Here is a 13813-nt window from a genome sequence, read left to right as displayed (position 1 = left end):
GCAGGTCATTTGTAGCGACTAAAAACTAGCACCCCCCGATCCACCACCCTCGAGGTCGGTCACGCCGAAAGCGCCGCTGTGAGTCGCGTCGCCAGGGCGGATGATCTCTTTGGGAAACTTGGATTCGGTGAGCAATTTTGTATTAGGAGTGGCCTTGTTGAACAATTAGTCACAAACCTCCGTAAAAACTAACGTGGAATGGAACCACGTACCTTTTTTACGGAGATCGAACATGGCTACGAAAGAAAAACGAACCTACAAAGTCACGAACTGGAAGGAGTATAACAAGTCGCTCATCGAGCGTGGAAACATCACTATTTGGTTTAGCGACGAGGCGTTGGAGAACTGGGAACATCCTAACGACCAGACAAAAGTCGGTCGCCCTTTTGTCTTCAGCGATACGGCGATCGAGTGCTTGCTGACGATTCGCGAACTGCTGAAACTTCCCTATCGGCAGACTGAGGGATTCGGCCGCTCGCTGGTGGCGATGTTGGGCGTCGAGGCAGCGATTCCCAATTATTCTTCGCTCGCCAAGCGAGCCAGCAAGCTGAATGTTTCGCTCGATATCGCTAACAAGAGGGGCGACATCGATATCGTGGTGGATAGCACCGGCATGAAAGTGTTTGGCGAGGGCGAATGGAAGATGCGGACGCATGGCAAGTCGAAGCGGCGGACATGGCGGAAGCTGCATTTGTCGGTGAATCCTGACACCCGCGAGATTGTGGCGGAGATTTTGACCGAGAACAGTTGCCACGATGCCGATGCGGTTCCCGAAATGCTGGAGCAGGTGGAGCAGCCCGTAAAAAAGTTTCACGGCGACGGTAGTTACGACAAGTGGAAGGTTTATGAAGGGCTGGAATCCGAAGGCATTGAGCCGGTGATTCCGCCGCAGCACAACGCCAAGATCAAACAACATGGCAACTCTGCGGAGGAGCCTTTGCCCCGGGACGAGGCAATTCGTCAGATTCGACGCAAGGGGCGTAGGAGTTGGAAAGAGGAAGTGGGCTATCATCGTAGAAGCTTGGCGGAAACGACCATGTACCGAGTGAAACAAAGCTTTGGGAGCCATCTCAAAAACCGAGTATTCGAAAACCAACAAACGGAAGCCCGCTTGCGCTGTAAAATCATCAATCAATTCACCCAACTCGGGCTTCCACAGTTCGAGTGGAGTTAGTCAACAAGGCCATTAGGAGTCGTCAACCGCTGTAGCGCCTGGTCGACCGACTCGTTCTCGTCCATCCAGATGGTCATGCCAGGTTTACCCATGTTGCCATGCCCCCAAATTTTCTTACCACGGTAGGTCAAGGTGAGCGAGGAGGGGTGTGGGGTGATGGTGCGTTCGACGATGTCTTCCGGCCGAGCACGAAACCGGTCAGGACCCATATTGATTTTGATGGTTTGTGAAGGGAGCTTCTTGCAGACCGCGGTCACTACCAGATCCGATCCGTCGCCGACCACGTAGCCTGCTTCCTCAAGATTGGCCGTGACCGCCTGACGTACGGTTTCGGCGGAGATCACCCGTTCGTCGATGTCGAGCTTCAGCGATACACGATCGCCGGCCGAAGCGACGATAAGGTCTTCCGGCGCGCCTAGCTTCTCCTGCATGGCAATCATCGCGGGCGAGGGAAGTTCGAGCGTGCGAAGCACCGGTGGGCCGTCGTGGTTCTTGGGCACCACGCAAAGCAGGCCGTTCTTTAGGCTGCTCTTGGTGGTGTGACTTCTTAGTCCCTCGAGTTCCCACAACAAGATCTTGCGTTGCCAGTCGTACACATAAGCATTGCGATGCAGCAGCAAATTGCCCGCCCATACCAGCGACGAATGGGGGAAGTGAGTGCTGTGGTCGAACACCTGCTCAATCTTGCCGGTCTGCAGATTCACGATCAGGATGCCTTGATGAAAGCCGATGGCCATCATTTGGTTGTCGGCCCTGAACGCGATGGTATCGAGAAATATAGCGGAAATCTCTCCCGTACTAATCGAAGCGACATGTTCTTGTGTATCGAGATCGATAATCGCGATGCTCTTATCGGTCTTGAGTGCGAGATAGCGAGAGTCGGGACTGATGGTCACGTCGTCGTCGCCAAACGACATACTGACGGGCAACTCAGCAATCGCTTTGGCGGTGGTGGCATCCCAAAGGGTTAATGCGTTGTTATGACTACCGAGAGTCATGACTAGACCATCGCCGATAAACCATGCGTTCTCGATGCGACGTTCGTGCTCGCGCTGCGCGGCTCCGTAAGGCTCCCAGGTAACGAGCGGGGTCAGTTGGTTGCCGTTGAGTTCGCCGATGGTCAGTTCCGTGGCACCTCGACCGAATTCCACTTCTCCATAAACCACACGACCCGTTTCGGCGTCGACCGATAGCACTTCGTTCTTGGGAGGAAGCGGACAGAGCCCCAGCGATTTACCTGACGTCAGGTTGATGTATTCCAAGTAAACCGCTTCGTCTCGGCCAACGCTTCCTTGTTTGCGTGCGACGATCGCGCGATCGCCCGACGCCGATAAGTCGCACGACATGACGTCTTCGAAAAAGGGATCGGAGTCGGGGATCGATCCGAGACTCACCGGCTTGGAGCGCGCGGCGACCTTCGCCGGCGGGGCCCCTTCGGGCACAAAGGTCCACTCGGTGAACGATTGCGGTACGATTCGCTTCGCGTCGCTGCGATCGCCGACGCGAAGTTGTTGCGACGAGTTACCTCCCATGGCTGGCCGAGTGCTGGGGGCCACGGCAAACGGGTTTTCGGAAGCTTCGCTTTGAGAGTTCACGAAGTCTTGATCGGCGTCGGAGAGTTTGTCGAGCGGAACCTCGATCGTCGAGCCATCGACCTTCTGCAAAACGACCTTGTCGCCGTTCATTCCGCCGTAGGAGGCTTCGATCGAGAAGCGCCCCGATTGATCTTTCCAGGTGCGGCTCTCGGCAGTCGACTCTGCCAGGTCAAACGGACTTTGAGCCGAGGGGGGGGCAGCGGGCCTCATCGCGGGGGGCGACCGCGTCGGGGAATTGGCGGCAGCAGCGGGCTCGCTGCGGAGCGGCCGCAGGTCGGACGAGAAATACGAGCGAGTGAGTCGCTTTTCGAGCATATCAGCCGAAATGTCGCCGTGCGAACCGTCGTCGTCCAGGAGTACCGTGATACGCGACCCGCGATAGCCGGTCACGGTGCCGGGCGACCAGTCGTCGCCCCGGTTGACCTCCACGCGATCGCCGCGGTTGTACCCTTGTTGCTGGGCCTCGGCAGGGGGGGCCGCAACCAACCAGCAGCAGCCCAACAGCAGAAATGTCCAACAAATAGGTTGAGTGGGCCGGGTCATCAAGTGCTCCCCCGAAGATAAGCAAGACAAGCGAAAAAAAGTTTAGTTAGCGGGTAACCTCAAGCGTACACAAGATTCAGCGATGCTTCCAGCTTCGAATCGCCGAGGAGTTGGTTTGCCAACTGGAACTAAACCACTAAACTGGTAAATAATGCGGGCCTATTGGTCCAGATTCCCCCAGCGAACGACTACGTCCTACGAAGCAGATATGCCCAACGAAGAAGAAATCTACCAGGAACATATCCTCGATCACTACGAAGATCCGTTCCACCGCGGCCATCTCGACGGGGCGACCCACGCCCACGAGGAGAAAAATCCGCTGTGCGGCGACATCGTGCGGATCGAGCTCGAACTGGACGATGAGGGCAAGATTCGCGATTGCTACTTCCAAGGCGATGGCTGCGTGATCAGCCAGGCGTCGGCCTCGATGCTGCTCGAAGAGATGTACGGCAAGACCGTGCAAGAGGCGATGTCATATCGCGCCGAAGACATGCTGGAGCTGTTCGGAGCGAAGCTCACCCCGAATCGCCAGAAGTGCTGCTTGCTGGGATGGAAGACCTTGCAGCAGGCGGTGCACTCGCCGGTAAAGTAGTTGCACGGGTAAAGCGATGGTGAATGCAACGCCGTCGCCCGGCGGTTGGTCGCCTAATTAGGTCTCTCTAAGCTCACTCTGAGAAAAATTCGATCCGAGCGGATTCCAGTCCCATCCAGTCCCCGGTGCGCGATACCATAAGCGAAGCGGTCGGCGAGCGGTGCCTCGCCGCGAGTGTCCGTTTCGTTATCTCTCTCAGGTGGAGTCTGCAATGCGTACTGAATGGCGGTGGTGTTTAGCGCTGCTCCTGCTGGTTGGTGGAAGTTCCCTCGCAACGGCCGAGCCGGTGACGCTCGAGTCGCTCCTCGGCGAGATGACCAATCGCGATACCCTGGCCCGCTTGCCCGAGCCGAGCTACACCTGCAGTCAGGCGTCGAGCTACGATCGCAACACGGTCGAACCGGACGATCACAATAGCTGGATGGCAAACGCCGATCGCAGCCAATGGGTGCGGATCGAAGAGCGCGAAGTCGATGGCAAGCTCCGCAAAGAGTTCGTGATGATGGACCAAGAAGGTCCAGGAGCCATCGTGCGTTTGTGGGCAACCTGGCATGGCCCGCAAGGCAAACCCTTCTCGAACGGCACGCTGCGCGTCTATCTCGATGGCAGCGACACGCCGGCCATCGAAGGGCCGATTCAACAGGTGATCGATCAAGGGCTGCTGGCGGGTGCTCCGCTGTCGCAGGGTGTTTCGCCGGAGACCGACTATCGCCGCCGTGGGCATAACCTGTACTTGCCGATTCCGTACGCGAAGCATTGCAAGGTGACCTACTCCACCGACGTGCTCATGGATATCGGCGCCCGCCAGGGCGAAGCGCTTTACTATCAAATCAACTACCGCACGTACGCGCCGGAAACCGAGGTCGAGTCGTTCTCGATGGAGAAGCTTGCCGAGGCGAAACCGGCGGTGAGAAAAGCTCAAGACGTGTTGCTCGAAGAGTTTGCTCCTCAGGCAAACAGCTCGGCAGAATCGCAGGCGACGCTCGCCGCTGGCAAGAGCATCGAGGGAGAGTTCACCGGCAGCCAGGCGATTCGTGAACTCTCTCTGAAACTTGAAGCCGACGACTTGCCGCAAGCCTTGCGTTCTACGGTGCTGAAGATCGAGTTCGACGGTGAGCCTTGTGTCTGGTGTCCGGTTGGCGAGTTCTTTGGCATTGGCTACCAACCGTCGGAGTATCGTTCGTACAATACGCAGATGAACTCCGATGGCACCTTGGTTTGCCACTGGGTAATGCCGTTTAAGAAGTCGGCTAATTTCTCGCTCAAAAACCTTGGCACTCAACCGGTGCAAGTCGCGTTTCAAGCCAAGGCTTCCTCCTGGCAATGGGACGACCGCTCCATGCACTTCCACTCCGTTTGGCACGAACTCTACAAGGTCGATACCTGGGTAGGGGCCGATCGCCCGGGCGACGCTGCGTACGACGTGAACTACGCCACCATCGAAGGGCAGGGTGTCTATGCCGGTGATACGCTGACCGTGTTCAACGGCGCGGCCGCCTGGTGGGGCGAAGGGGACGAGAAGATCTACGTCGACGGAGAGACCTTCCCCTCGCACATCGGCACCGGCACCGAAGACTACTACGGCTACGCGTGGTGCATGCCGACCAAGTTTGCCGCACCATTCCACGCCCAACCAACCGGCGATGGCAACGTGGCCGGCGGATTCTCAGTGAATAGTCGCTATCGCGCACTCGATGCGATTCCGTTTACCAAGTCGATCAAGTTCGACATGGAACTCTGGCACTGGGCGTCGACCAAAGTGAACTACGCCCCCACGGTGTTTTTCTACGCCCGCCCAGGAGCGACCTGCAACATTCAGCCCGATGCCGAAGCGGCCGCTCGCGAGATCATGCGTTCGCGGGCTCAGCTCGGCACGTTGTTTGCCATCGAAGGGGCGCTCGAAGGCGAGAACCTGAAGGTAGCCAGCAAGACCGCTGGAGTGACTACGCAGCAACGTAGCGGCACCTGGCGCTGGAGCAACGAGGCCCAACTGTGGTGGCGCGAAGCTGCGGAAGGCGACGAGCTGGTCGTCGAGTTCCCCGTGGAGCAAGCGGGCAAGTACCGCGTGGAGTTCGGCTACACCAAGGCTCCCGACTACGCCAAGGTCGACTTGTTGGTGAACGACGAGAAGGCGTTGTCACTCAACGGCTACGATACCCAGGTCACCACCCACCAGGGTGAGCTTGGCACCTTCGACTTGCTCGAGGGAACCAATCGACTCACGGTACGCATCACCGGCCACGACGCAAAGGCGATTCAGCGAGGGATGTTTGGCCTCGACTACCTGAAGCTTGACCGCGTGGATCGGTAGCCAGCCGGAGTTCGCCTAGTCGAGCTTTATTTTGCGGAACAGCGGGGCGTGCCGATAGTACACTTCGAGCGTACACGTGGCCAATACGGTCATGTAAAGTCGGCCCCCCTGTCCGCCGTGCGGGGTGTTCGGGTCCCAGCTACCCGCAGCATGACCAACACGCACCTGCGAAGTGACCAGGGCGTCGGACATTGCTTCGTTCCAGGTGCGCCATTCCCGCCCGCCCCAGTGGTGCACCAACTGGGTGCCGTAGTACCAGTAGTAGATGTTCGGTTGGCGATGATTTACCGGGTGGCGGCGCACCAGCTCGCGGACCCCTTCGCGCAAGCCGGGCTCGTCCTGTTTCCAACCCAAGTAGATGCGAGATAGTAACCCTTCGGCAGTCATGGCCGGCGTGTCCCGCTGCCCTGGCTGGTAAGCGTACATCGATCCGATGCGGTCGGTCTGCACTTGATCGAGAAAACGGCTCGCCTGGGCCAGCGTACCTGGTTCCACTCGCAGGCCGGCTGCCCTGGCCGAGTGCAAGGCCATGAGTTGCCAGCCGGTGACACTCAGGTCGCCCCGTTCGCCAGGCACGTATCGCCAGCCACCAGCGGAGTGCTGAGCGTGCACCAGAAAGTTCACCGCCCGCTGCGCGGGGTCGTGTAGCATTTCGTCGCCGGTCAGAGCGTAGGCATCGGCCAAGGCGATGGTTGCCAGGGCGTGCGAGTACATGCCCGCGTTGCGATCGCTCTCGGTGGCCAAACTGCCATTCGCACTCTGGGCGAACAGTAAGTACTGCAGGCCATGGCTCACCGTGTCGCGATAGATTCCGGTGCGGTGGGTTTGCCCCGCACCGAGCATCGCTTGCAGCGCCAGCGCGGTTGCCCCCTCGTCGCTATGCATGCTCGCCCGATCGTGACAGCGACCATTGCACTCGCCCGCGTGATCGAATCGATCGAGCGACCAGCTGCCGTCGTTGTTTTGATGCAGCGCCAGCCAGCGGAGCGCTTTAGCCACTGCGGCTTCGGTGAGGTTGGTTCCTCCTTCGGCCTCGAGCACCTTCTGGCGAATTCTCGGGTCGCGGGCCGACAGCATCCGATCGTAGGGATTGTTGGAAACCAGACGATCGGCCACTCGATCGAGCGGCGGCAAGTTCGGCGCATCGGCCGGATCTTCGATCGCCAGGTCCTTGGCCCAACGCTCGGCTTCTTGCTCTTCGGGTGTATCGACGTCTTCCAGTGGTACTTCAAAGCCAACGGTCTGAATCGACTGGCTCAGTTCGTCTCCCTCGCGCTCGTCCTTATCGAATACCACGCTGAGTTCGATTGCAGGATCTTCCACCGGCAAGCTCCCCCAACCGAGGATCGCCAGCAGCAGGAGCATCAGCAGGTGAGCCAGAATACTCATCAAGCAGGCGAGCAGTTGATGCAAGCTGCGCATCAGTTGCTTGGCCCGAGAGGCAATTCGCGGCGGAGCGGTGACGTTGATCAACGGAATGTCGTCTACCGCAACCGCGCTCGGCAAAGCCGACTGAGGAGTAAGCTGCGGCGCGGGAGTTGCCTGCTCGCTGGCTTGCTTTCGGCGACTATTCGCTTTGGCTGTCGACGGAGCGATCGGCAAATACTCGAGCGAAATCGAAGTGCCACACCGCAGGCAGTCGGCCGTACGCAACCACAGCCGTACCGACATCGGCATGCCGCAGTCGGGGCACGCGCACGCGTCGACCCCTGGGTCGAGGGTCGGCGCGTCGGCTGTCGGTTGTTTGGTTGGCATTCGTGGAGAGAACAAAGAGTAAGTGGATCGGTCGTGCAATCTCGTCGCGGGCCGGCGCACCTGCAGCCATTTGCAGGCTTGGAGCGTGGGACTTCGGCGACCTGAGCACAGCGCAATGGATGACGAGCTTCGCTAGCTCCCATTCTACTGCCGAGCCGATTGGTCGGGCCACGCTACTTGTACGGAAAATGTCCCCCAATGGTTGTGTGCTGGCAAAGCGGAGCGACCATGCCGGATGTACCGTTCTCGGGTAGTTGATGGCATGGAGTCCCCCCGTAGCGCGACGAGCGCCTACGACATAGTTCGCTGGCGCCATGGCTTGCTTTTCCCGATTGGGGAAAATAGGCGGAAAACAGCCAAAAACACCGCGATCCAGGGGGTGGTTCACGAGGCTCCGCTCGTTGTGATTCAGGCCAAAAAACGGTAGAATACGGGCTTACTCCTACTCCCTTTTCGCAAGGATGAACCAACGTGGCAGACGAGACAAACGAGCCGGAAGAAACTGGTGCTGGCGCGGAAGCACAGGGTAGTCCTGAAGAGGCGGCCATTGCTGCCCGGCTAATCGATTTGCCGATCGAAGACGAGCTGAAAGACAGCTACCTGACGTACGCGATGAGCGTGATTGTCAGCCGAGCTTTGCCCGATGTTCGCGACGGCCTGAAGCCCTCGCAGCGTCGTATTCTCGTCGCCATGAACGACTTGAACCTCGGCCCGGGGGCGTCTCGGGTGAAGTGTGCGAAGATCTCGGGTGATACGAGTGGTAACTACCACCCGCACGGTGAAAGCGTGATTTACCCCACCTTGGTCCGCATGGCCCAGGAGTGGAACTTGCGGAGCGTGCTGATCGACAAGCAGGGTAACTTTGGCAGCATCGCCGGCCTGCCGCCAGCGGCTATGCGATATACCGAAGCCCGGTTGTCGCCCGTCGCGTCGATGATGCTCGATGATCTCAAGCTCGACACGGTCGACTTCGTGCCGACCTACGACGAAAGTCGCCTGGAGCCGGTGGTGCTTCCCTCGAAGTTCCCCAACCTGATGGTGAACGGTTCCGGCGGTATCGCGGTGGGGATGGCTACCAGCATTCCGCCGCATAACCTCCGCGAAGTCTGCTCCGGCATCATCGCTTTGATCGACGATCCCGAAGTGAGCATCATCGGGTTGATGGATCACATCCAAGGTCCCGACTTCCCCACCGGCGGCATCATTTGCGGCCGCAGTGGCATTCTCAAAGGCTACCAAACCGGCCGTAGCACCGTGGTGGTTCGCTCGCGGACCAGTGTGGAGGAAAAGGGCAAACGCACCCGCATCGTCATCCACGACATTCCTTACCAGCAAACCCGCGACGCGATGGTGAAGAAGATCGCCACGCTGGCGAGCGAAGGCAAGGTCGGCGGCATCAGCGACGTTCGCGACGAGAGCGATCTGAAAGAGCCGGTGCGGATTATCATCGAGCTCAAACGCGATGGCGATCCCGATATCGTGCTCAATCAGCTCTATAAGTACTCGCCGCTGCAGGACACGATTAGCGTGATCTTCCTCGCCCTGGTCGACGGCAAGCCGCGGGTGCTGAACCTCAAGGAGATGTTGCAGGAGTTCCTGCGACACCGCGTGATCGTGATCCGCCGCAGGACCCAGTTCTTGCTCGCCCGCGCACGGCGTCGCAAGCACACGGTTCAAGGTTTGCTGTTGGCCCATGCGAACATCGACGAAGTGATTCGCGTGATTCGGGCGTCGAAGACGCAGCCCGAGGCCAAGCAGGCGTTGATGCAGATCAAGACGCCCGGCGCATTGTTGCGTCGCGCCCTCGGCGACGAAGGCTACGCCCAGTTCCAGGACGAACGCGGGGTAGCCGAAGAGTACTCGCTGACTCCGGTGCAAGCCGACGCGATCCTGAAGATGACGCTCGGTCAGTTGGTGAATCTCGAGCAAGAGAAGCTCGCCGACGAGCATGCCGAGTTGCTCAAGCAGATTGCCGAGTACATGTCGATTCTGGCCGACGAGGCTCGCATCTACGCGATGATTCGCGAAGAGATGGAAGAGCTGATGAACTCGCGGTACGCCGACGATCGTCGCACAGAAATCTCCGGCGAAGAGATCGGCGAAGTCAACATGGAAGACCTCATCGAAGAAGAAACGATGGTGGTTTCCATTTCGCACAACGGCTACATCAAACGCACGCCGGCCAGCACCTACCGGGCCCAGCGCCGGGGTGGCAAAGGCATCAAGGGAGCGACTGTCGACGACGACGATCCCGTCGAGCACCTGTTTGTCACTAGCACGCACGATTACCTGCTGTTCTTCACGAACTTCGGTAAAGTGTACTGGCAAAAAGTCTACAATCTTCCTGCCCTCTCGCGCGAGAGCAAAGGTCGGGCGATCGTGAACCTGCTGAATCTGGCCGAAGGGGAGAAAATCGCCGACTGCCGCGCGATTCGCGACTTGTCGCAGCCCGATTGCTACCTGGTGATGGCTACCCGCCAAGGCCTGGTGAAGAAGACTGAGCTCAAGGCCTACAGCCGCCCGATGAAGACCGGCATCATCGCCATCAAGCTGAAGGAAGGGGATGAGCTGGTCGACGTCTCGCTGGTGCATCCTGGCGACGAACTGTTGCTGGCCACCGCCAAGGGCATGGCCATTCGGTTCAGCGAAGCCGACGCCCGTCCCATGGGTCGCAACGCTAGCGGCGTGAAGGGCATTAACCTGACCAAGGGAGATTTCCTGGCCGGCATGGTAGTGACCGACCCCGAGGCTACGCTGCTCACCGCTACCGAGCATGGCTTTGGCAAGCGTACCCCATTCGGGCCAAACGCAACGAGTGAAGAACCCGAAGACGACACCACCAATGGTGAAGAGGACGAAGCGTCGAGCTCGTTCAAGTACCGTACGCAAAACCGCGGCGGTAAGGGGCTTCGCGATATCAAGACCACCGATCGCAACGGTCCTGTGATTGGCATCGCCCGCGTGAACGACGACGATGAGCTCTTGATGATGACCGCTCGCGGCAAGATCCAACGCATCAAAGCTAGCGACATCGGCACCATTGGTCGTAACACCCAAGGGGTAAACATCATGACCCTCGGCGACGACGATACGCTCACCGCGATCGTCCGCGTGCCAGCCGAAGAGCTCGACGACGAGCCGACCGAAACGCCGGCTGCAGAGTAGAAATTAAACAGGCGTTCTGGACCTTAATGGAAGCATTAAGGTCCAGCGCTTGTTCTATGCAAAAGATGCTAAAGAGGGTTCGATTCTTTCTTTTAGAAGCCGCTTCGTTCGGTGCCGTAAAACCCACCGCATTCGCTGTCATCCGACAAAATGCCGAGCAAATGTTTGTTTGTCTGCAGGCAATCGTCGACTATCGCCTAGCCTCGTTGCTTTCGAGGCGCTAGAATAGTGCACAGCATGAGGCTAAGACGCGGTTCGCCATCCTTGCAAGTGGGGCGATGCGCTGAGATGGTGAGCCATTGGTACCTCATCGCACGAATCTACTTTCTCAAGAGCGTCCCACCATGCCGCGATCAGAAGAGCGTCCCGAACCTATCATCATTCAAGGTGGCATGGGGGTCGCCGTCTCCGACTGGCGCCTTGCCAAGGCGGTGTCGCAAGCTGGTCAGCTTGGCGTTGTCTCGGGCACTGCGATCGAAACCGTGTTGGTTCGTCGGCTGCAGCAAGGCGATGCTGAAGGCCACATGCGTCGCGCCCTCGACGCCTTCCCTTATCCCGCGATGGCGAAGCGAATCGTCGAGCGCTATTTTGTCGAAGGGGGCATTGCCCCTGGCGCTTCGATCGCGACGACGCGGGTGATTACCGATCAACCGACTCGCGAGCAACTCGAGCTGGTAGTTGCGGCCAACTTCGTCGAAATCTACTTGGCCAAAGAAGACCATTCGGGCGTGATTGGCGTGAACTACTTGGAGAAAATCCAAACGCCAACGCTGCCCTCGTTGTTTGGTGCCATGCTCGCAGGCGTCGACTACGTGCTGATGGGAGCCGGTATCCCGAAGTCGATCCCCGGCATCCTCGACCGCTTGCAGGACGGGCTCGAAGTGGAGCTGCCGCTGCACGTGGAGGGAGCCACCGACGACGATCACTTTGTCGCCCGCTTCAATCCGATGGAGCTGTGCGACAACGATATTCCCTGGCTCAATCGGCCTAAGTTCCTCGCCATCGTGGCCTCGGCGACCCTGGCCAGCATGCTCCGTCGCAAGTCGACCGGGCAGGTCGACGGTTTTGTGATCGAAGGCCCAACCGCCGGTGGGCACAACGCTCCGCCACGTGGCAAGGCTGGTTTGAACGAACGTGGCGAGCCGATCTACGGCGATCGCGACGATGTCGACCTGAACGCCATCGCCAAGCTTGGTTTGCCTTACTGGCTGGCCGGCTCGTGCGGCTCGCCCGAGGGCTTGCGTCAGGCGCTGGATGCCGGCGCGGCTGGTATTCAAGTCGGTACTGCGTTTGCATTCTGTAACGAGTCGGGCATTCTCGACCACCTCCGGCACTCGGTGCTGGCCGACGTGCTGGCTGGAAAGGTCGACGTACTGACCGACCCGCTTGCCTCGCCGACTGGGTTCCCGATCAAGGTGTTGCAGCGCGACGCGACCATGTCCGACGATATGCTTTACGCCGAGCGGAATCGGGTGTGCGACTTGGGTTATCTGTGTCATGGCTATCGTAAGGAGGATGGCAGCATCGGTTGGCGTTGTCCTGGCGAGCCGGCAAAGGCTTATGTTCATAAAGGTGGCGAGCAGCAGGAGACCGTTGGTCGCAAGTGCATTTGCAACGGCCTGCTGGCCACGGTTGGCCTCGAGCAGCACCGCGGCGGCAAAGCCGAGTTGCCGCTGCTCACCTGTGGGCTCGACGTGGCGAACCTTGGTCAGTTTGTGCAAGCTGCCGAGCACCTCGACTACTCGGCAGCCCAGGTGATCGAGCACCTGCTAACCGGCACACCAAAACCAGCTCCAGCAGCAGCCGAGAGCAACAGCTAAAGCGACTAGCCCGAACTCATCGCTCGGTGCTTCAGCCAGGCTATCGGTACGACCATCAGCAGTAGCCATGCGCTAGTCGGCTCCGGCACTTCCACGGTCGTCAGACGCAGTGGAGTCGACAGGCTGCGGAACGCAAACTCCACGTCGGGTAGCCGCCCCCGGGGTTCGTTCAGATTGGTTACCGACGTCACCAAGTGCGACATCTCCTCGTAGGTGCCGACTCGTACGTTGTACGAAGTGCTTTCGAAGCCGGGATCGAGTTCCACGTTCACTCCGTATTGGTTGCCCGGGAGCGTCTCGAACGTCACGGTCGAGTTGAATGCTCCTCCTACCGAAATGAACTTGTCACTCGGCACCGGCACGCCGGGCGGGTACTGCCAGCTGACGACATACGACTCGCCGACCACGGCCAGGTCTTGCGGGCTGGTGATGGTCGGTACTTCGTGAAACACGTCGTCCAGCGCAAACGGAGCGAGCTCGAATTCCCACTGCTCGACCTCCGCGCCGGGGATCGGCGACTCTGGTCGATCGATCTTCCAGGTGCCGAAGTAGTTGCTCTGGAGCTCGGCAAACGAAGCGACCTCGATCGAGAACGACGGAGGCGACGAACCAAACAGCGGCCCGATCTTCTCGCCGGTCGGAGCGGTGAAGCTCACCCACGGATCGCCAAAAAACTCAAACGCGTAGCTCACGCCGGTGTCGGTCGGCGATTGCGTAAGCGTCAGCGGCAAGCGAAACGGCTGAGCGGTCGCCGAGCGCGTAGCGACGATACTTGCCAGTGTGATAAGTAGCCAACAGAGGTGCCTGGTTTGCATGTAGCTCTACTCAGAAGTTAGGACAGAAGGTGACAAGCGGATC

Annotated in this window: 9 protein-coding genes; 5 read left to right on the top strand and 4 right to left on the bottom strand. The window is 59.2% G+C overall.

The genetic code is table 11. From position 1 onward, the window contains the following. Nucleotides 1-18 precede the first annotated feature (18 nt). Complete coding sequence (locus Pan181_RS26390; RefSeq protein ID WP_197528675.1) at nt 19-165, bottom strand: hypothetical protein; 147 nt, start codon at nt 163-165, stop codon at nt 19-21. A gap of 67 nt (nt 166-232) precedes the next feature. On the opposite strand from Pan181_RS26390, the gene Pan181_RS24575 reads away from it, so the two are divergent. Continuing rightward, nucleotides 233-1174, top strand: a complete 942-nt coding sequence (locus Pan181_RS24575; protein ID WP_145244898.1) for an IS5 family transposase — start codon at nt 233-235, stop codon at nt 1172-1174. Here the strand turns inward: Pan181_RS24575 and Pan181_RS24570 are convergent. After that, entirely contained in the window at nt 1171-3312 is a 2142-nt protein-coding gene (locus Pan181_RS24570) for an SHD1 domain-containing protein (protein ID WP_145251443.1), read from the bottom strand. The genes Pan181_RS24575 and Pan181_RS24570 overlap by 4 nt on opposite strands. A 208-nt stretch (nt 3313-3520) precedes the next feature. On the opposite strand from Pan181_RS24570, the gene sufU reads away from it, so the two are divergent. Both sufU and Pan181_RS24560 read left to right on the top strand, forming a co-directional pair. Continuing rightward, on the top strand, nt 3521-3904 hold the full coding sequence (gene sufU, locus Pan181_RS24565; protein ID WP_145251441.1) for a Fe-S cluster assembly sulfur transfer protein SufU: 384 nt from the start codon (nt 3521-3523) through the stop codon (nt 3902-3904). Between the two features lie 211 nt (nt 3905-4115). Further along, a complete protein-coding gene (locus Pan181_RS24560) occupies nt 4116-6215 on the top strand; it encodes a glycoside hydrolase family 172 protein (RefSeq protein WP_145251439.1) in 2100 nt (699 codons plus the stop codon). Between the two features lie 15 nt (nt 6216-6230). Here the strand turns inward: Pan181_RS24560 and Pan181_RS24555 are convergent, their stop codons facing one another. Continuing rightward, complete coding sequence (locus Pan181_RS24555; protein WP_145251437.1) at nt 6231-7970, bottom strand: prenyltransferase/squalene oxidase repeat-containing protein; 1740 nt, start codon at nt 7968-7970, stop codon at nt 6231-6233. Between the two features lie 471 nt (nt 7971-8441). Between Pan181_RS24555 and gyrA the strand changes: the two genes are divergently transcribed. Further along, nucleotides 8442-11135 (top strand): DNA gyrase subunit A, encoded by a 2694-nt coding sequence (gene gyrA, locus Pan181_RS24550; RefSeq protein ID WP_391483970.1) that lies wholly within the window; start codon nt 8442-8444, stop codon nt 11133-11135. A 344-nt stretch (nt 11136-11479) separates the two neighbouring features. Further along, nucleotides 11480-12955 (top strand): nitronate monooxygenase, encoded by a 1476-nt coding sequence (locus Pan181_RS24545; RefSeq protein ID WP_145251435.1) that lies wholly within the window; start codon nt 11480-11482, stop codon nt 12953-12955. Between the two features lie 5 nt (nt 12956-12960). Here Pan181_RS24545 and Pan181_RS24540 read toward each other — a convergent pair whose 3' ends face one another. Then, nucleotides 12961-13770, bottom strand: a complete 810-nt coding sequence (locus Pan181_RS24540) for a hypothetical protein (RefSeq protein WP_145251433.1) — start codon at nt 13768-13770, stop codon at nt 12961-12963. Between the last annotated feature and the right edge of the window lie 43 nt (nt 13771-13813).

This window comes from Aeoliella mucimassa, from assembly GCF_007748035.1.
Classification (GTDB): Bacteria; Planctomycetota; Planctomycetia; order Pirellulales; family Lacipirellulaceae; genus Aeoliella; species Aeoliella mucimassa.
Note: the sequence above shows the minus strand (reverse complement) of the source record. Positions and strands in the feature narration are given on the sequence as shown.